The following is a 19,870-nucleotide window of genomic DNA, read 5'->3' as shown; positions in this document are numbered from 1 at the left end:
TAAGTTGTCAATTAACAACTATCTTCATTTCAACACTCATAACTCGTAACCAGTTGCTAATTTCATTAATGGCAGCATCACCGTAAACGTAGTCCCAACACCAACTTCACTTTCCACAAAGACTTGACCGTGATGTAAATCTACAAGAGTTTTAAGAATCGATAGCCCTAGTCCAGTACCAGGTATATGATCAATATTACTACCACGATAAAATGGTTCAAATATTCGTTGTTGATCTATTGCTGAAATACCGATACCCATATCCTTTACCTGAAAAACTAATTTTTCGTTTTGACAATAAAATTTCAATTCAATTGCCATTTTCGAGGAAGAATACTTGATGGCATTATCGAGCAAATTCTTCAAAATAGGCTCTAACAACTTTTTATCTATATTGGCTGTTAGAGAGTTATCTGGACTTATGCAAATGATTGGATTTTGGTTAACAGTCATCTGCATTTGTGCAACCAAATCATCACAAAACTGAACTAAGTCAACAGGTTTTGGTTCAAAGTTTAATTTTTCTGCTTCTGCTTTAGAGAAGAACAAAATATCATCCAACATCAAGCTCAGTTGTTCAGTGGCTTTTTGAATATGATCTAGTAGTGGTTGGATTTTCTTTTGTGTACGTTTATCTACTTCTTCCTTTAATAAACTATTAGAAAATGAAACAATATTCAGTGGAGTTCGGAATTGATGGCAAACCGTAGAAAGGAAACGCGCTCTAAGTTCGCTAAGTTGTTTGGCTTGTTCTAAAGCTTGGTTAAGACCTAATTCTGCATATTTATAATCAGTAATATCGATGCCTGCAATCATTTCTACTGGTTTTCCACCAAAATCTAGCCCTCCATCAAGCTTGGCAACCGCGCAGGCTAGCCAGCGCTCTGTGCCATTTTTTGTCAGAATACTCATTTCCTGGTATTCAAAATTACCTGCTTCACTCTGCTTACGTATCTGCCTGCTTTTTTTGCTCTTAATCAGTCGGCGAAGATCAAAACCTGTTAGCAGTTCCTCTTTTGTATAGCCAGTGAGTTGCTCTACTGCCGGATTTATATAGCAAAGTCGCGTGCCTTGAATCAGAAAAGTGCTAGTATCTGTTGTTTCTGCTAAAGTCCGAAATCTAGTTGCGTTTAATCGTAATGCTTCTTCAGTCTGTTTCGATTCAGTAATATCCCAAATACTCCACACTCTCCCAATAATTTTGCCCTCAAGCAACTGAGGTTTAGAATAGTGTGCAAAAACTCTTCCATCTTTCAACTCTAGAATGTCGTAGCTCTCGAAATCAGATTGGCTAGATACTTCCCAAATCAGCCGACTAAAAGCTTGTGGATCTTTAAGTTTATTCTCAAAAAAGGCTTTGCATCGAGGGCATTTCTTAGATAGTATTAGAGACTCTGGAATCTGCCACATCTCTACAAATCTCTGATTCAAGCTCAGAATATCTCCCTCAAAATTAACTGCAACAATACCAATGGCAGTAGATTCGAGAGTAGAACGAAGTAACGAAAGAGATGCTTCTAGTTCTACTTCTTTTGCTTTGAGTTGAGAAAATTCCTGTTGCAAATTGTCTTTGGCATCCCTTAATTCATCAGTCCACTTTTGCACGCTCAGTTCTACTATTTCGTCATTTTTCTCACGAGCAAAAGCACAGCCAAATTCCATATCTTGTTGTTTTACATAGCTCATGGATATTTCTACTAAAAATATCCGGCCCCCTTTTGTCCGATAGCGAGATTTAAAGGTAAGAGAACCCTGTGAGCAAATATCTGACCAATTGTGCAGAGAAAAGTCTACGTCTATATCATGCAGCCTCATAGAAAGTAATTCTTCACGGGAATACCCAGTCATCAGACAAGTGGCATTGTTGACGTAAAGAAACTGCGCGTTTGCTCCTAAACAGAAAGCAGCATCTACAGCGTGATTTATTAGGAAGTGAGCAAACTTCATTTCTACTTCAGGTTGTAGTGCCCATTGATTGTTTGATCTAGCTAGTGTATATTCGCCAGAATTCATATTCCTACTTCCTCCTGGTAATCAATCAGCACTGTAGCCATTAATGAGTTAATAGTCATAACTTACTAAAATCTTTGGTGCACTCTTCGGCTGTTAGAAAATAAAATTAGTTAGTAAATTAAAAAATCTTACTAATTGCCTTAACAAAACTTATCATACCAACAAAATGCAAATTGTTAAATCAAATTTTCCTAAAAAAACTAAAATGCTAAAAATTTTATTTTGGACTTAAGCAACTTTTTATAGCAGCACAAAACCTAGACAAATCAAATCTAGATTAGTCAAGAAATCTGATAGATTAAGAGGTCAAAACTCTTAATCTATCAGTAGGAAAGATATTTTAAATTTAAACTAGCCCTCTACAGAGGTAATTAGTAGTTTATCAACCTAGAATTACTGCGTTTGGACTGGGGAAAAGTTAAAGGATAACAAATTATCCTTTAATTTTTCGCTCGCCAAGGCCTTTGGCGAACTACTAGTACAACACGAGGGAAGTTTGCCTATCTTTAACCAGTTGCTCTAAGCAACTTGTCTGGTTAGTTGAGATAGTAGCTAGATTCCCACCGTGCTGTAATACTGTAAAGTCGTTTTATTTTCAACATAAATGAATTTGCAGTGCTTGGCTTAAATGAACAAATTTCACTCATCAATTTATTTTCTTAATTTATCTTAACTTACTCTTTCAGGGATTTAACTATAGAAGAATATGCTTAGTCATCTGTCGCAAGAAGTACATTCGTATTAAAAACACACGTATATTTTTACGTATAGCGTTGTGTTTGTTTTGTCATGAAGAAACACTGCATTAGTATACTAAGTATATAATTTGTTTCAATAGCAATAAAAAATACTTCTTAGGCAATGCATACTAAACCCTTAGTCGTCTCTCTAAGGAAATATCAAAATTTAAGAAACGATGTATTTATCGTTACAAATAATTGACTCAAAGAGTTTTTGGTGGCAACATGAAAACCACCAAAGTGGTGTAGTTCAACTCATGCTTTAATTCGGGTGAAAAGTTGTGTAAGTTCTAAAGCAAAAGAATTGATCACCAAATCAAAAAATTTCCTATTGTAAATTTGGTCATCTGCTGCTCCTGCGATACCTACGGCGGGTTACGCCTAGGCAAAATATCAATCTTTCAAAGTGACTAATTTGGGAATGTCACAATCATAATGAAAGCGAAAGAATTGACACCCACATCAAAAGATTCTTCATTGCAGATTAGATTTTAACCATAATAAGCATTACAAATCAAGAACCTCCCCAGGCAATTTAGCAAGTAGATAGGTGCGATTAAAGCTAGCTATATTAAGCTTTGTAAAGATTCTGAGACATGGTTGAATTCAGGTTAGTTGCTAGTTTATACACCCTTACATGATTTAGTTTTTCGCCGCAAACCTACCTTTTGTACTGTGCTCATCACCACAGAAGCGAAAAATTTGACACCCCTATCAAAAGATTTTTGATTGCACAACAGTCTTTCTCTGCCTTATTCTGGTCACAAGAAGCACAACCCCGACTGTTGTCTGCTTTTGGTAAAAATTTTTTGGTACCGCGCTCACAAGCATCAATCAGCAGCGATCAACCATTTCTACTAGCGACCAAGTTAGGTCATAGCTGTAAGAAACAACAGAGTTGTTTGTATTAGATATTTCTAGATTTCTAGCGCTGTGATTGTAAACTGAAAAGCCTTTGTGTAACTTTATGTAATTAAGTGAAACTAATGAGTCAAAACTATACTGGTTCAAACTCTCCTCTCATCACTACCGAACCATACAAGGAATTTCCAGCAAATAGATATGTAGAATCTGTATCTGACTCCCGTCAGCTTGATGAATCGGAGAAAAATGGGGGAATTCAGCCTTTTTTAAATGACGAAACGCCCCCAACGCTTTCAGTTGCCGATGCGATCGCTCAGATGTTAGAAAATTTGGGAGTAGGCTACGCTTTTGGTGTCGCCGGTGGGGCAATGGCCAGCCTTTGGGGGGCGCTATCCAATAGCAATATAGAAGTGTTGAACTTCCGCCATGAAGCCGGAGCAGCATTTGCAGCTACCGAAGCATACTTTGCCAATAATCGCCCCACGGTAGTTTTTACCACAGCAGGGCCGGGGATCACCAACGCACTGACCGGATTATTTGCGGCTCGTGGGGAAGGTGCAAAGGTGATTTTGTTGTCAGCTTGCACCTCAGCACCGCAGCGTGGACGTTGGGCTATTCAAGAAACCAGCACTTATACATTGCCCAGTGGGGGAATTTTTACCCCAGGAGCGTTATTCAACTATGCAATCACAATTGAATCTGCGGCTCAATTACCGCAGATTTTTCGTAAACTGGCTCTGGCTATGGCGCAACCAGGCGGATTTGTCGCCCATTTGAGCATTCCCACCGCTGTGCAGACAAGTTTAGTTGAGGATATAGCCTTACCTCAACTAGATATTTCTCCCTTTCCGATGACTGCTTCAAAAGAAGCGATCGCTAAATCGGTAGAGTTATTATCATCCGGCCCCTTTGCTATCTGGGTTGGTTTCGGTGCGCGTGACGCAGCAGCCGAAATCCTCCAACTCGCTGAAAAAACCGGAGCCGCCGTTATCTGCTCCCCCCGTGGTAAAGGTATATTCCCTGAAGATCATCCGCAATTTGTGGGTGTCACAGGTTTAGGCGGTCATGCTTCCGTCTTAACTTATATGGAAGAACAACCTCCACTACGCACACTTGTATTAGGAACCCGTCTTGGTGAACCGACTTCCTTCTGGAGTTCGGCGCTGGTTCCCAAAGGAGGTTTTGTCCATGTAGATATTGATCCCGAAGTACCAGGTGTTGCATATCCACACGTTGAAACTTTCGGGGTTCGGTCTGACATCAAAGCTTTTGTGGAAGAGTTGTTGCAGCAATTACCAGATGCTCCTCATTCCTCAACTTTGTCGTTACCTCGTCCAGAACACAAAGCAATTGAACCGGCATCAGACGTAGACTATCCAGTGCGGCCAGAAGTATTGATGGCAGCAATTCAAAAGATCATTGTTGAAGGTAGCAATGCGATAGTCATGGCGGAGTGTGGTAACTCCTTTACTTGGTCAACCCATCTACTCCAATTTGCCGAAGCAAACCGTTACCGAGTCAGCACCGGAGTCGGCGCAATGGGTCACGCCGTCACCGGAGTGTTGGGTGCAGCGCTGGCGAACAATAGCAAAGCTGTAGGGATTGTTGGTGATGGAGCAATGCTGATGAATAACGAAATCAGCACAGCCGTGAAATACAAAATCCCCGCCATCTGGATTGTACTCAACGATGCGCGTTACAACATGTGCCATCAAGGGATGAAAATCTTGGGATTAAAGGGTGCAGATGCAACACTCCCACCGACAAACTTCGCCATGATTGCTCGTGGGATGGGAGCAGAAGCGATCGTGGTTGTTAGAGAGTCGGATATTGAAGCGGCATTAGAACAAGCGATCGCATCAAGCGTTCCTTTTCTAATCGATGTAGTGATTGACGCCGATCGCCCAGCACCTTCTGGTGGACGTAATAAGAGTTTGGCAGCACAAGGAGTGAAATCAAGCTCGGCAAAAAGTGCAGCCAAGCAAGTTTCATTTCCAATGGTTTGATTTGGAAAGTTGGTAATCGAATAAGTAGGAACCGCCACCCCTTAGAGAAGGACGCAAAGTCAGAAATAACTAATCTTAACTCTACTAATTCGTAGCAAACTCTCTGCGTCCCTCTGCGTTTACCTCTGCATCCCTTTGCGTTTAAATTTCCACTTTCAATTCGCCACGATTTTACGCAAAGCACCAAGTCTTTCTTAACTTCATCCAATCTTAATCTTCGTCAGTGTTTTTGTGTCTATATCTTTACATTTTGTAATGGTCATTACTTTCTCTAACCAATCCCAAACAATATCAAGAGGTCAAGATGCTGCTATTTGAAACTGTTAGAGAAATGGGTCACGAACAAGTTCTATTTTGTCATGGTAAAAACCCCGAAATTAAGGCAATTATTGCCATCCATGATACGAGCTTAGGCCCAGCGATGGGAGCTACAAGACTGATGCCTTATCTTAACGAAGAAGCAGCTTTAAAAGATGCGCTTCGTCTCAGTCGGGGAATGACTTATAAAGCTGCCTGTGCAAATATTCCGGCTGGTGGGGGAAAGGCAGTCATTATCGCTAATCCTGAAAATAAAACAGATGATCTGTTGAGAGCTTATGGACGTTTTGTTGATAGTCTGAATGGACGTTTTATCACCGGACAAGATGTCAATATTACTCCTGACGATGTGCGGACAATCAGTCAAGAAACAAAACACGTTGTTGGGGTATCAGAAAAATCTGGTGGGCCTGCTCCCATAACATCACTAGGAGTATTTCTCGGAATTAAAGCCGCTGTTGAATCTCGTTGGCAGAGCAAAAGACTTGATGGGATGAAAGTTGCAGTTCAAGGCTTAGGAAACGTCGGTAAAAATCTTTGTCGGCACTTACATGAACATGATGTCAAGCTTTTTGTGAGCGATGTAGATCCAGCAAAAGCAGAAGAAGCAAAACGGCTTTTTGGTGCAACTGTTGTAGAACCAACTGAAATTTACTCTCTGGATGTAGATGTATTTGCTCCTTGCGCTTTAGGAGGAATTCTTAATAGTCATACAATTCCTTTTTTACAAGCTTCGATTATTGCTGGTGCAGCTAATAATCAATTGGAGAATGAGCAACTACATAGTCAAATGCTTACTAAAAAAGGGATTCTTTACAGCCCTGATTATGTAATTAATGCTGGAGGATTAATTAATGTTTACAACGAAATGATTGGTTATGACGAAGAAAAAGCTTTCAAGCAAGTGCATAACATCTATGACACTCTATTAGCAATTTTTGATATTGCTAAAGCGCAGGGAGTTACTACCAACGATGCTGCCAAACGTTTAGCAGAAGAACGGATCAAGAATGGTAAGCGGAACAAAACTAAAGCGATCGCAGCTTAATTATTATTATCTTCAGGAGTGAGAAGTGGAAAAAAATACCTTTGCAACATCAGCTTACATTGCGACTTCACCAGAGAGCGCTTTTGAATATCTTTGTAGTTTAAAGAACTTAGACGAATGGACGCTTTATAGCCGGATGCAAGAGCAGATTGATGAAGATACCTGGTTGGGAACTGCGTCTGGTTATCACAAAAATCTCTATTATCATGTTAAGAAACTAGAAAATCCACTTTTCTACGGCATTGAGTGGCACTGTGGATTAGAGTATCAAAAATATTTTCAGGTTTACCCGGTTTTACTGTTTCCCACCGACTACATCGAGCCGGGAACAGATGAAAAGGGTGTGTACTTTCACTGGTTGAGCTTTGTCGATCCCAAACGGCAGACTCAGATGATTATGCAGGGAATTCATACAGTACACACTTCTGAATGTCGTTCTCTCAAAGGTAACTTGGAACGCAAAGCCGGTCTGACTACAGCAGCCAAAGGAAGCCACTTTATCGATACAGACACCATTTATGTTGATGCCCCTATTGAAATCGGCATTGAATACTTAAAAGACTTACAAAACATAGACGAATGGGCGCATTTATTGCGACCGAATGGTGATATTACTTCTGAATCAGGTGAATTCAAAGATGAATATGACCAGGAAGTAAAAGTTTCTGTGCGAGTTCATAGTTTGAGTAAATACTACTTGCTTGAACAAGAATATTTTTATCCAGAGTACGACTATTATCAGCGTTCTGTAGCGTTACTTATCCCAACTGCCTACGCTTTCGCTGACCCGGAAGCTTCTGGTTTTATCCTGCATAGAATCACATTCTGGAAAACAGATAGAACCGTCACCCACGGCAAACTTCAAATTGAAGACTATGGCGCTGAAAGCATGAACATCAAACGTTTGCTCGAAGCCAAAGCCGGCAACCTCAAATCATTTGACCGAGGAATGAGCTACCTCCCAAAAATTCAAGAATCATTAGTTAATAGTCATTAGTCATTGGTCATTGGTCATTGGTCATTGGTGAATTAACAAATGACAAATGACAAATGACAAAGGACAAAAATATGAAACTGAAGCCACTCACTATTACCATCCTAACTTTTTGTGTTGCCGCTTTTTCGGGAATGAAAGCTGCTTCTGCTGCATCGTTTTCCGTAATCGCCGATGGTCTATATAATGCCGGAGGACTAAGCTTTAGTCCTGATGGTAATCTCTATGTCACAGAGGCGGGAATCGGGGGAAGTGGCGGTTGTGTTCCACCAGCAAGTGGTCAAGGTGACTCTTTATGCTATGGCACTAGTGGCGCAGTTACCAAAATTGAGAATGGTAAAACCGAACGCATACTTACAGGACTTCCTTCTTTAGCATTACCGGATGGTACTGGAGCCGGTGGGCCTCGTGACATCCAGTTTGATGCTAAAGGTAAACCTTATGTTCTGATTGGGTATGGGGCGAATCCAGCATTTCGCGATCGCAATTTAGGTTACACTGACCTCGGTAAAATCATCGCTCCCGATTTTAATACCAATTCCTGGACGAGTGTTGCCGATTTAGCTAACTATGAACTCGCCAACAATCCCGATGGTGGTGATGTCGGTAGCAATCCCTTGGGTTTTGTCATCGATGGCAATAAGTTAGTTGCAGTTGATGCAGGTGCAAACGACCTACTCAGTGTTAATACTGGTGGCGGGAATTTGCAATCTATAGTTGCGTTTCCCCAAGACATACTGACTAATCCAGTCTTTCCACCCTCTGGTACACCATCCAATGAACCTGCACAGGTTCCATCTCAAGGTGAAGAGGTGCGATCGCCTACGGCATTGCAGTTTGCAACCCAACCAGTACCCTCAAGTGTTACCAAAGGCCCTGATGGCGCTTATTACGTCAGCCAATTTACTGGTTTTCCCTTCCCTGAAGGTGGGGCAAAAATCTATCGAGTCGGTGCTGATGGTAAATCATCAGTTTTCGCCGATGGTTTTACCCAACTCACAGACTTGGAATTTGATACTGAAGGCAATTTATATGCTTTGCAGTACGCCAATCAGTCAGCCTGGAAGGGTGATTTTGATGGTTCTGTGATCAAAATAGCTGCCGATGGGACACGCACAACTCTTCTGAGTGGCAATGGATTAGAGTCACCTAGCGCCTTGACTATTGGTGCTGATGGTGCAGTATACGTCACCAACCGGAGCGATCGCCCAGGACTTGGACAAGTGATCAGAATTGAGAATACCAAATCTATTCCTGAACCCAGTTCTGCTTTCGGCGTATTTGCGATCGCTGCTTTCGGCGTTGCTTGGCTGCACAAGAAAAGAATCCCCAAACCGCTCAGAGATAGAGTTGTGGCGCTCAAGTAAAAGTTTCAAACCAACATCAGTTCCTCTCAAGGACATTTACCCTGCATTCTTCAGGGACTAGGATTTCTTGTCTTTAAAACCATAAAACTTTCCCGAAATTACTAACTCTTAATCTCCCTTGAAAGGTATGAAACTCAAATCATTTGCTCTGACATCTCTAACATTTTGTTTTGCTGCTATTTGCGGAACACCATCTGTACAAGCTGCAACCCTAACGACAATTGTCGATGGAATCAGTAATGCACGGGCTGTTAGCTTTGGCCCCGATGGCACTCTCTACGTAGCAGAGCCAGGTATCGGCGGAAACGGAAATTGCCAACCATCTCCGAGTACACTCTTTCAGCCTATCTGTGCTGGTAATAGTGGATCGCTGGTCAAAGTGACACCAGGCGGTCAGCCACAGCGTCTATTCAATAACTTTCAATCTATAGCAGAGCAACCCAGTGGCAACCAAGGCGCTGGTATTCAAGATATACAATTCGACTCTCAAGGGAATGCTTATCTTTTAACCGGGTTTGCTGGTTATCCAGGAAATCGTGATTTAGAATCACTTAACCTTGGTGCTAATTTCCCGATCCCAGAGCAGCAACTTGTTACTTTCCCGCCATCCACACCCGATAAAGTACTGAATACCCCGCTTTTAGCACAACTTTTCAAAGCTGATTTGAACACCGGAGAACTAGAAAGTATTTTCGACTTCGGCAAGTATGAAATTACTAATAATCCAGACGGTGGGGACGTAGTTACCAACCCCTTTGATTTGACCGTTAGTGGTGATACTGCTTATGTCGTTGACGGGGGTGGAAACACCGCCTACAAAGTCAAACTTGATGGAAGTGACTTTCAGGCGATCGCAATTCCCAAAAAAGTCCTTAGTGCCTCATCATTACCACCCCTTCCACCAGGACAAGAACTACCTCCAGGTTTAGTAGAGGTACTTCCAGGAGGAAACATCGCAATTCAATCAGTACCTACAGGTGGCACAATCGGCCCCGATGGAGCCTTATATGTTGCCGAATATTCAGGTTTTCCATATCCAGAAGGTGAATCGCGGATTTTCCGCATTGGCGAAGATGGCAACCCAGAGGTTTTTCTGGATGGGTTTACGCAAATCACAGACTTAACCTTTGATGAAGAAGGCAATTTGCTAGTCTTACAATTCGGCGACGAATCTCAGTTGCAGGGTGACTTGCGATTCCTTCCCGGTTCTCTGATTCAAGTTGCTCCAGATTTAACTCGGACAACATTGGTGGCTGCCGGTGAAGGGCTGGAATCATCTGCTGGAATCGATATTGGCCCTGACGGGAAGATATACATCACCAAGCGCGGTGTTGGCCCCGAACTAGGTTCGGTAGTTCGCGTGGATGATGTCGTTACAGAAAGAGTCCCCGAACCTACCTCAATCTTGGGATTATTAGCACTTGCTAGTGTAGGCGCAACTGGTGCGATCGCCAAGCGCAAACGCCAAAACAAGTTGGGTGAAGAGTTGCTAGCCAAAGCAGAGATAGTCTAATTCCTTATTACCAGCCTACTCTGTCAGGCATAGCTTACAGAATAGGCTGCTGCCTCACACAGAAAGTTGCATTTCAAACAAGAGGCAGCAGCCCGAATTTTAGGGTTCCCCAACTAGGACTGGGAACGAAATTAGTCTAGGAAAGAGTATACACTCATACAACCAGGACTTCAAACTCATGGGATTAGTCAAAAATTTGTCACTTGCTATTCTCGGTACTGGATTCACCGTGTTAGCAACAGCGGCTCAAGCCAAAGCTGTAACATTAACTTACGACAGAAGTATTGGTAGCCCCGGCTTCGGCCCTGGAGAACTTTTTGTTCCCCAAGGGATAGCGGTGGATAGCCAAGGGAATACCCTCATAGCTAACGGACGCGGTATTAACCCCGCAGATGGTACTCCTAACTACGACCTCGGTAACAAAATTGAAATATTTAATCCTAGCGGTCAGTATATAGGAGCAATTGGCTCCGGCGGCACAGGGCCCGGACAGTTTGACGAGCCAACAACTGTAGACTTTAATCCAGTAACAGGGGATCTGTATTCGGGTGATGTTTACAACAACCGCATCAATCAATTCGATTCTCAGGGTAACTTTATTAGATCCTTTGCAAATGGAGCATTTACCCCTTTGGTAGAGGGTAGATTATTCTTTGGGCCATCTGGTTTGACATTTGACAAAGATGGCAACGTGTACGTTGGTGATTTTAACGGCGAAAGGATTCTTAAATATACATCAGACGGACAGCAACTTGGTGTCATTGGTGGTACCAGAGGCACTGCACCTGGGGAATTCCAAGGTGTAGCAGGTGTCAGAATTTCTCCAGTTAGTGGAAATATCTTTGTAGCTGACCAGTATAACAACCGCGTTCAAGTACTTGATCCAAATGGTAATCCTTTGTTGGCATTTGGTTCAGTAGGTAGCGAACTGGGACAGTTTCTTCAGCCAATTGGCATCGAAGTGGACGAAGAAGAGAATATTTATGTAGCTGATTCTATCAACAGCCGCGTTCAGGTGTTTGATAAAAACGGTAACTTCTTGACTTCCTTCGGTGAAAATGCCCGCGATGCATCAGGTAATCCTGTACCGCCTCCAGCATTCACTGGCCCTCCTTTTGGCAACCCCCTCGACCTCACTCCCGGCAGATTTAACTGGACGGGTGGCACAACCCTCAAAGATGACAAGCTGTATGTGGGCGATTTCTTTCAAGGTCGCGTCCAAGTTTTAAACGTAGAAGGCAGAAAGCAAGTACCGGAGCCTAGTTCAGCATTGGGTTTAGCATTGCTCGGACTTGGGGCTGCTACTATCACATTGCGGAAACGTGGACAACAAAAGCCAGCCTTTAATTTAAAGAATTACTAATTCGTAATTAAAGAGTTTTGTAGTTTCGTAGGGTGCGTTATGCCCTTGGCTAACGCACCATCTCCATAATTTAGGTGCGTTACGCTTCGCTACTGGCTAATTGTAATTACGAATTACGAATTACAAAATCAAGGTGCTTCCAGGACATTAACATTTCATGCACATTCTGATTTATTCATACAATTATCATCCAGAACCAATTGGTATTGCACCTTTGATGACTGAACTAGCAGAAGGGCTAGTAAAGCGGGGGCATCAAGTGCGGGTAATTACAGGTATGCCTAACTATCCTCAGCGTCAGATTTACGACGGATATCGGGGTAAGTTATACGTTACTGAACAGAAAAACGGTGTCAAAATTCAGCGTAGCTACCTGCGAATTAAGTCTAAACCTAACCTCTTAGACCGGCTACTGCTAGAGTTGAGCTTTGTTTTTACAAGTTTGCCACAAGCCCTCAAGGGCGAACGACCTGATGTAATTCTCTTAACAGTACCGCCGCTACTAGTTTGTTTACCTGCAACTTTGATAGGTTGGCTATACAATTGCCCAGTAGTGCTGAATGTGCAAGATATTCTCCCGGAAGCTGCTGTGCGTGTTGGGCTAATTAAGAATAAGTTGATGATTAAAGCTCTGGAAGCTTTAGAAAAATTTGCCTACCGAACTGCACATACTATTAGCGTAATTGCCGATGGCTTTGTAGATAATTTAATCAATAAAGGTGTACCTGCTAATAAAATTGCTTGCATTCCCAATTGGGTAAATTTAAATTTTATTCGCCCTTTACCAAAGGAGAATAACTCTTGGAGAACTACTCATCAACTCGATGGGAAATTTGTAGCGCTTTATTCAGGTAATATTGCTCTCACTCAAGGTTTAGAAACAGTAATAGAAGCAGCAGTTCGGTTGCGTCATCTCAAAAAAATTGTCTTTGTTATAGCCGGTGAATCCCAAGCCCTCGAAAGGTTGCAGAAACATTGTCTTGCTTGTGGTGCAGATAACGTTTTGCTGCTACCGTTGCAAGCGCGAGAAAAACTACCGCAAATGTTAGCAGCCGCAGATGTGGGGTTAATTGTGCAAAAGTGCAATGTGATTTCCTTCAATATGCCTTCTAAAATCCCACTGTTGTTAGCTAGTGGCCGCCCAATTGTGGGTTCAGTTCCCGCTACTGGGACTGCTGCGAAAGCTATCAAAGAAAGTGGCGGCGGCGTTATCGTTGAGCCAGAGTCAGCAGATGCTTTGGCTGCGGCGGTGCTGGATTTATATAATCAGCCGAAATTAGCAGCAAAATTAGGTCGTAAAGGAAGAAAGTTTGCGGTAGAAAACTATTCCTTTGAACAAGCACTAGATCGGTATGAAGAGTTATTTTATGATGCGATCGCAAAAAAAACACCGACTCTGGATATATTACCCGAAATGAGTTCCAAGGAATCACTTGTTGATAAAGGGTTTTTGCTACATACCTCGCCCCTTATGAGCGTGGTATCTCAAAGCCCAATGACAAATGACAAATGACTCCGCGAAGCGGTTTGATATTTGAAAATTGGGGATAGGAAAAATGCCTTTGAAATCCTCTTATTCTGAGCATCTGAAAAAAACTGATCAAAGCTTAATCGCCTTACTTAGCGATCGCATATCATTATTAGCAGCATCAGAACAACCTTCTTTAGATGAACAACTGGCTGATGTCGCTCCCTTACTCGCTCAAGCTGGTATTCCTGAGTCTATTTGGGTTGCTGTGCTGAAGAGTTGTCACGCTACTCTGATTCCTAAATCTGCCACAAATCATGTCAGCCCCCGACAAATTACCATCATCGGTGGACGCGGTAGGATGGGAAGATTATTCAAAGAGCAGCTTTCGCTAGTAGGTCATAATGTTAGCATTCTCGAACATGAAGATTGGGAATACGCAGAAAAACTGTTAAGTCAGGCAGAATTAGTATTAGTCAGCGTTCCCATTGAACATACGGTTGATGTTATCAAGCGGGCAGCAAAATATCTTAATCCAACTACAGCTTTCTGTGACATCACGAGTATTAAGACTCAGCCAACTCAGGCAATGCTCGAACATCATTCTGGCCCAGTCATGGGTTTACATCCAATGTTTGGGCCAAATATAAAATCGTTTTTGGGACAAAAAGTGGTAGTGTGTCCAGGTCGGAACGATGATTCATTTCAATGGTTATTAGACTTTCTTAAAAGTAAAGGTAGTGAATTAGTTTTTTGCACGCCTGAAGAACACGATAAAATGATGGTGATTATTCAAGCAACGCAGCATTTTTGTAGATTTAGTCTGGGCGTTTTCTTAGCACAAACAAGAGTGGACATAGAGCAGAGTTTAACAATGTCAACTGCTAACTATCGTCAAGAAATTGATATTGTTAAACGTTTGTTTTCTCAAAATCCTAATTTGTGTGTTGATATTATGCTGGCTACCGAAGAAAGATGTAATGCTATTAGTTTTTTAGCTAATACTTACAGCCGATTAGCGAAACTGGTGGCAAGGAAAGATAGAGACGCGTTAATTAAAGAATTTGAAAATACCCAAAGCTTTTTGGAAGAAAAAATTAACACTTTTCTCCAGCCTTTACACACAACGGCTCTCCAGCGAGATTTTGAAGAAGAATTCAGAAATCAGAATGGGCTAAACGCCCCGCTACCGCTAACAGGAGTCAGAATTAAGAGCGCAGGAAACTTGAACCAATTTATTTATCCACCAGTAGCACAGAATTAAATTCTGTTAGCGGATAGCTAAGGTTTAGCCCATTCTGGTTCCTGATTCCTGAATTCTTTCTTGTGAAACCACAGATGCACACAAATATTAGCATTTGAGTAACAAAAAATATGCTGATAGATATCTTTCACGATACCGTTTGCCCTTGGTGCAGAATTGGGAAAAAACATCTGTTTGATGCACTGGCACAATGGCAAGAACAAGAAGTGCATATCCGATGGCATCCTTTTCTTTTGGATAATAACGTTCCTGCTGAAGGTTATGAATTTCGTAGCTTTATGCAAAATAGAAAAGGCATGAAAGCGGAAGAATTGCAACAGATGTTTGATTATACGCAACGCGCGGGTGAGGCGGCTGGAGTTAAGCTAGATTTTGAAAAAGTTCGTTTGGCTGTCAATACTAAGCTTTCTCATCAACTGATTGCACTTGCACCCACAAGCATAAAAAACAATGTTGTAGAAGCTATTTATAAAGCTTACTTTGAAGACGGTTTGAACCTCGGAGATATTAACGTTATTGTTGTCATCGGTACAGCATATCAGATGGATGCTGGCGAATTAAAGTTGCAATTAAATAATCATGCTGTGAGTGATGCAGTTGTTGCTGAATCAACATTTGCTCGGTTAAATGGCATTAACAGCGTGCCGTTTTTCATCATGAATAATCAAGTCAAGGTAAATGGTTCTCACTCGGTAGAGGTGTTCCTTGAAACTTTGAATCGTGCTGCACTTTTAGATATACCTGCAAAAATATGATAGTTGACATCAAGCAAAAAAGTAGATTAATTCATCAACGTGTTGCGGTTACTTTCAACTACGAGGTTTACTTCACTCAAAATTTATTTGAGTTGAAAAACCCGACGCTAGCGCAAGTGGTTACAGCAGATGGGGAGACTAAACCAAAGAAAATAGTTGCAGTGGTAGATGCAGGAATATTAAAGTTTCAACCGGAATTGGTGAAGCAATTAGTCGCGTATACCAAGTTTTATGCAGAGGTGCTAGCGATCGCAGCTGAACCCATGATAATTTCGGGAGGAGAAGCTGCCAAAAACGATCGCACTTTAGTAGATCAAATCCACCAACAGATTGAAACAGCCGGATTATGTCGCCATTCTTACATATTAGCGATCGGGGGCGGGGCGATGTTGGATTTGGTAGGATACGCGGCTGCAACTGCTCACCGGGGAATTCGCCTGATTCGGATTCCGACAACGGTATTAGCGCAAAATGATTCCGGGGTTGGCGTAAAAAACGGCATCAACGCCTTTGGTAAAAAGAACTTTCTTGGCACATTTGCGCCACCTTATGCTGTTATAAATGATTCTGCGTTCTTGACAACTTTAGACGATCGCGATTGGCGTTCTGGGATTGCAGAAGCCGTCAAAGTGGCGCTGATTAAGGATGCGAACTTTTTTGATTATATTTACTCTCACAGCGCAGCCCTGGCGCGGCGAGATATGGATACCATGCAACAGGTTATCTATCGTTGCGCCCAGTTGCACCTAGAACATATTGCCAATAGCGGCGATGCTTTTGAAATGGGTTCGTCTCGTCCCCTGGATTTTGGACATTGGGCGGCTCATAAACTGGAGCATTTGACTAATTATCGCTTGCGTCATGGCGAAGCAGTTGCGATCGGTATTGCTTTGGATAGCACCTATTCTTATTTATTAGGATTGCTTGATTGCTCAGAATGGCAACGAATATTAAATACTTTATCGGCGTTGGGTTTCATGTTGTATGTGCCAGAACTAGCCCAGAATTTATCACAATTGGAACATCCTGATTGTTTGTTCCGGGGTTTAACTGAATTCCGCGAACATTTGGGGGGAGAATTGACTTTAATGTTGTTACAAGAGATTGGGAAAGGAATTGAGGTTCATGAGGTGAATTTGTTGTTGTATAGGGAAGCAATATCGTTGTTGAGGGAATTTTAGGATTGGATTTTAAACGCAGAGAAATGCAGAGGTTAAATGAGATGATCTACTACTTTTGAGGGAGGCGAAGAATTTCAAACAGCGTTATTCGGAAAAGTACTAGATAAGCAGTATAAAAAGCGAATAAATTGACACCCAATCGAAAAATTATTCAATGTATTATCTGCTTGATATCTAGTACTCTTAAATAAGAAGCAAAAAGTTTTTAGTTCCATTTTTTACAAATCATCCGCAGATTAAAATAGGTTGATTTAGATTGATATCAATCTAAGTTAGTTATTCATAGCATTCATAAATATTCTTTTTTCTCTACGATACACTTCGCGTCGGCAAAGCCTCTAGTAGATAATACCAATTTTTTATGAAGCTGCATAGAATTCGATCCCCCCTAGCCCCCCTTATTAAGGGGGAAACCGGAAAAACATCCATCGAAGTCCCCCTTTTTAAGGGGGATTTAGGGGGATCAAGATATATGCAACTTCACATTAAATTGGTATAAGGCGATTATTTAATCTTCACAACTCAGATAGCATCGTCATATCTACAAACAACTACTAATAATGACCAATGACCAATGACAAATGACAATTAGTGAGAAATTACCTATGATTTTTGATTCTCGTTCTTATAAAACCCTTGGCGGTGTAACTGTTTCTCGCTACATCACCGAAGTGAAAATGGATACTGCCCTTGAAGATATTCTGTTCCATTTAAATTCTCAGCGGGGAGGCTTACTAAGAAGCAGCTACGAATATCCAGGCAGATACAAAAGATGGGCGATTGGATTTGTCAATCCTCCACTGGAATTGACTACGCAGGAAAATGCTTTTAATTTGATAGCGTTAAATGAACGTGGTCAAGTACTTCTACCATTACTTTTAGAGTGCTTATCTAACTCAATACAACTTGAGAAAGTTACTCTAGATAATAACAATATTGTTGGCTTCGTTAAATCTACAAAAAGATTATTTACTGAAGAAGAACGCAGTAAGCAACCTTCAGCATTTACTGTTGTCCGCGAAATTCTACACACTTTTTCTAGTCAAGAAGACGAGCATTTAGGATTGTATGGCGCGTTTGGTTATGACTTAGTTTTTCAGTTTGAACCAATTACTCAACTTCTGGAACGTCCTACAGATCAGCGTGATTTAGTACTTTATCTACCAGATGAATTAATAGTTGTTGACTATTATCAGCAACGGGCTTTTCGTTTGCAATATGATTTTAAAACAGCGCATGGCAACACGAAGAATTTGCCTCGAACAGGTGAGTCTGTTGATTATCGCGGAAAACATCTTCTCCCGAATCAAACTGCTGATCATAAAGTAGGCGAGTATGCCAAAAAAGTTGAGGCTGCACTCGATTATTTCCGCCGAGGCGATTTATTTGAAGTTGTTCCTAGTCAAAACTTTTTTGAAGACTATGAAGATGAACCTAGCAAACTATTTGAAACTTTAAAGGATATAAATCCTAGTCCTTATGGGTTTATTTTTAATTTAGGTGGAGAATATTTGATTGGTGCATCTCCAGAAATGTTTGTGCGAGTTGAAGGGAAGCGGGTAGAAACTTGTCCCATTAGTGGCACTATTAGCCGGGGATTAGATGCTCTTGACGATGCGGTGCAAATTCGTCATTTACTCAACTCCCACAAAGATGAAGCTGAGTTGACGATGTGTACTGATGTCGATCGCAATGACAAATCCCGAATCTGCGAACCTGGTTCAGTACAAGTGATTGGTCGTCGCCAAATTGAATTATACAGCCACCTGATCCATACAGTGGATCATGTTGAAGGTATATTGCGATCGCAATTTGATGCTTTAGATGCCTTTCTTTCCCACACTTGGGCGGTTACAGTCACCGGCGCACCCAAAAAAGCCGCCATAGATTTTATTGAACAGCATGAACGTAGCGCCCGCCGTTGGTATGGTGGAGCAGTCGGCTATTTAAATTTCAATGGCAATTTGAATACTGGATTAATTCTGCGGACAATTCGATTAAAAGACTGCATCGCCGAAGTGCGAGTTGGTGCGACTGTCCTTTATGACTCCATACCCCAAGCAGAAGAACAAGAAACCATTACCAAAGCTGCTGCTTTATTTGAAACTATTCGCCGTGTTAAGCAAACGAGTCAGAAAATTGATGAATCCAGTTCCATAAAATTAACTAAAATCTTCCCCAGTGCAGCAGATGGCAAACGTATCTTACTAATAGATTATGAAGACTCATTTGTTCATACATTAGCTAATTACATTCGCCAAACTGGTGCAAGCGTCACTACATTACGTCACGGTTTTTCTGATTCACTATTCGACACAGAACGCCCTGACTTAGTTGTATTATCTCCCGGCCCTGGTAGACCAAGTGATTTTGGAGTTTCGGAAACTATCGGCGCCCTTCTTTATCGCCAAATTCCTATTTTCGGAGTTTGTCTAGGACTGCAAAGCATCGTTGAAGCTTTTGGTGGAGAATTGGGAGTCCTCAACTATCCTCAACATGGTAAATCTTCACGGATTTTCGTTACTGATTCCGATTCTGTCACCTTCAAAAATTTACCGGAATCCTTCACAGTCGGTAGATATCACTCATTATTTGCCCTACCGCAGCATTTGCCAAAAGAACTGAAGGTGACAGCGATTTCTGATGACGACGTAATTATGGGCATTGAACATCAGACACTTCCCATCGCCGCCGTTCAGTTTCATCCAGAATCAATTATGACTTTAGCCGGAGAAGTCGGTCTGGAAATCATTAAAAATGTGGTGCGGGCATATACTCAGGTTGAAGAGTCATTAGTCATTGGTCATTAGTCATTTGTCAAAAGTGCCTCGTTCCCATGCATTCCCAATACTTGTAGAGACGGCGATTTATCGCGTCTTGTATATTTATCGCGTCTCTAAACCGTATTGTATGCATTCCCAGATTCCATCTAGGAACGAGAATAATTAATTATTTTCCCATTCACTCAAGCATTTT

At 41.7% G+C, this 19,870-nt stretch carries 12 protein-coding genes; 11 read left to right on the top strand and 1 reads right to left on the bottom strand.

Features of this window, described 5'->3' with window-relative positions:
- Positions 1-36: 36 nt before the first annotated feature.
- Positions 37-2,013: a scytonemin biosynthesis sensor histidine kinase gene (locus A4S05_RS05725; protein WP_069068867.1), complete on the bottom strand. Its 1,977-nt coding sequence runs from the start codon at positions 2,011-2,013 to the stop codon at positions 37-39.
- Between the two features lie 1,726 nt (positions 2,014-3,739).
- Here A4S05_RS05725 and scyA point away from each other — a divergent pair.
- The 11 genes from scyA (at position 3,740) to A4S05_RS05665 (ending at position 19,704) form a co-directional block, all read left to right on the top strand.
- Positions 3,740-5,623 carry a scytonemin biosynthesis protein ScyA gene (scyA, locus tag A4S05_RS05715; protein WP_069068865.1) on the top strand — a complete coding sequence of 628 codons (1,884 nt, stop codon included), beginning with the start codon at positions 3,740-3,742 and terminating at the stop codon, positions 5,621-5,623.
- A 304-nt stretch (positions 5,624-5,927) separates the two neighbouring features.
- Entirely contained in the window at positions 5,928-6,989 is a 1,062-nt protein-coding gene (gene scyB / locus A4S05_RS05710) for a tryptophan dehydrogenase ScyB (protein ID WP_069068864.1), read from the top strand.
- A 25-nt stretch (positions 6,990-7,014) separates the two neighbouring features.
- Complete coding sequence (gene scyC / locus A4S05_RS05705) at positions 7,015-7,986, top strand: scytonemin biosynthesis cyclase/decarboxylase ScyC (protein WP_069068863.1); 972 nt, start codon at positions 7,015-7,017, stop codon at positions 7,984-7,986.
- 71 nt (positions 7,987-8,057) lie between these two features.
- Positions 8,058-9,350 carry a ScyD/ScyE family protein gene (locus tag A4S05_RS05700; protein ID WP_069068862.1) on the top strand — a complete coding sequence of 431 codons (1,293 nt, stop codon included), beginning with the start codon at positions 8,058-8,060 and terminating at the stop codon, positions 9,348-9,350.
- Positions 9,351-9,477: 127 nt separating this feature from the next.
- Positions 9,478-10,863: a ScyD/ScyE family protein gene (locus A4S05_RS05695; RefSeq protein ID WP_069068861.1), complete on the top strand. Its 1,386-nt coding sequence runs from the start codon at positions 9,478-9,480 to the stop codon at positions 10,861-10,863.
- 178 nt (positions 10,864-11,041) lie between these two features.
- Positions 11,042-12,226, top strand: a complete 1,185-nt coding sequence (gene scyF / locus A4S05_RS05690) for a scytonemin biosynthesis PEP-CTERM protein ScyF (protein WP_069068860.1) — start codon at positions 11,042-11,044, stop codon at positions 12,224-12,226.
- 157 nt (positions 12,227-12,383) lie between these two features.
- A complete protein-coding gene (locus A4S05_RS05685) occupies positions 12,384-13,739 on the top strand; it encodes a glycosyltransferase family 4 protein (RefSeq protein WP_069068859.1) in 1,356 nt (451 codons plus the stop codon).
- Positions 13,740-13,782: 43 nt separating this feature from the next.
- The gene (gene tyrA / locus A4S05_RS05680) at positions 13,783-14,958 is read left to right on the top strand and encodes a bifunctional chorismate mutase/prephenate dehydrogenase (RefSeq protein ID WP_141699651.1); all 1,176 of its coding nucleotides are present in this window, start codon (positions 13,783-13,785) and stop codon (positions 14,956-14,958) included.
- Between the two features lie 110 nt (positions 14,959-15,068).
- Positions 15,069-15,713, top strand: a complete 645-nt coding sequence (locus A4S05_RS05675) for a DsbA family oxidoreductase (protein ID WP_069068858.1) — start codon at positions 15,069-15,071, stop codon at positions 15,711-15,713.
- Positions 15,710-16,894 (top strand): 3-dehydroquinate synthase, encoded by a 1,185-nt coding sequence (locus tag A4S05_RS05670; RefSeq protein WP_069068857.1) that lies wholly within the window; start codon positions 15,710-15,712, stop codon positions 16,892-16,894. The genes A4S05_RS05675 and A4S05_RS05670 overlap by 4 nt, the downstream gene beginning before the upstream one ends.
- Positions 16,895-17,499: 605 nt before the next feature.
- On the top strand, positions 17,500-19,704 hold the full coding sequence (locus A4S05_RS05665; RefSeq protein WP_069068856.1) for an anthranilate synthase: 2,205 nt from the start codon (positions 17,500-17,502) through the stop codon (positions 19,702-19,704).
- Positions 19,705-19,870: the final 166 nt, after the last annotated feature.

It is taken from the genome of Nostoc sp. KVJ20, assembly GCF_001712795.1.
In the GTDB taxonomy this organism is placed as follows: domain Bacteria; phylum Cyanobacteriota; class Cyanobacteriia; order Cyanobacteriales; family Nostocaceae; genus Nostoc.
The sequence above is the reverse complement of the archived record's forward strand: the minus strand, read 5'-3'. Positions and strand labels throughout refer to the sequence as shown.

Excerpts from the sequence above, each read along its gene's own strand:
- A4S05_RS05725 (WP_069068867.1), bottom strand. The coding sequence starts at position 2,013 with ATGAATTCTGGCGAATATACACTAGCTAGATCAAACAATCAATGGGCA.
- scyA (WP_069068865.1), top strand. The coding sequence starts at position 3,740 with ATGAGTCAAAACTATACTGGTTCAAACTCTCCTCTCATCACTACCGAA.
- scyB (WP_069068864.1), top strand. The coding sequence starts at position 5,928 with ATGCTGCTATTTGAAACTGTTAGAGAAATGGGTCACGAACAAGTTCTA.
- A4S05_RS05700 (WP_069068862.1), top strand. The coding sequence starts at position 8,058 with ATGAAACTGAAGCCACTCACTATTACCATCCTAACTTTTTGTGTTGCC.
- A4S05_RS05695 (WP_069068861.1), top strand. The coding sequence starts at position 9,478 with ATGAAACTCAAATCATTTGCTCTGACATCTCTAACATTTTGTTTTGCT.
- scyF (WP_069068860.1), top strand. The coding sequence starts at position 11,042 with ATGGGATTAGTCAAAAATTTGTCACTTGCTATTCTCGGTACTGGATTC.
- A4S05_RS05685 (WP_069068859.1), top strand. The coding sequence starts at position 12,384 with ATGCACATTCTGATTTATTCATACAATTATCATCCAGAACCAATTGGT.
- tyrA (WP_141699651.1), top strand. The coding sequence starts at position 13,783 with ATGCCTTTGAAATCCTCTTATTCTGAGCATCTGAAAAAAACTGATCAA.
- A4S05_RS05675 (WP_069068858.1), top strand. The coding sequence starts at position 15,069 with ATGCTGATAGATATCTTTCACGATACCGTTTGCCCTTGGTGCAGAATT.
- A4S05_RS05670 (WP_069068857.1), top strand. The coding sequence starts at position 15,710 with ATGATAGTTGACATCAAGCAAAAAAGTAGATTAATTCATCAACGTGTT.
- A4S05_RS05665 (WP_069068856.1), top strand. The coding sequence starts at position 17,500 with ATGATTTTTGATTCTCGTTCTTATAAAACCCTTGGCGGTGTAACTGTT.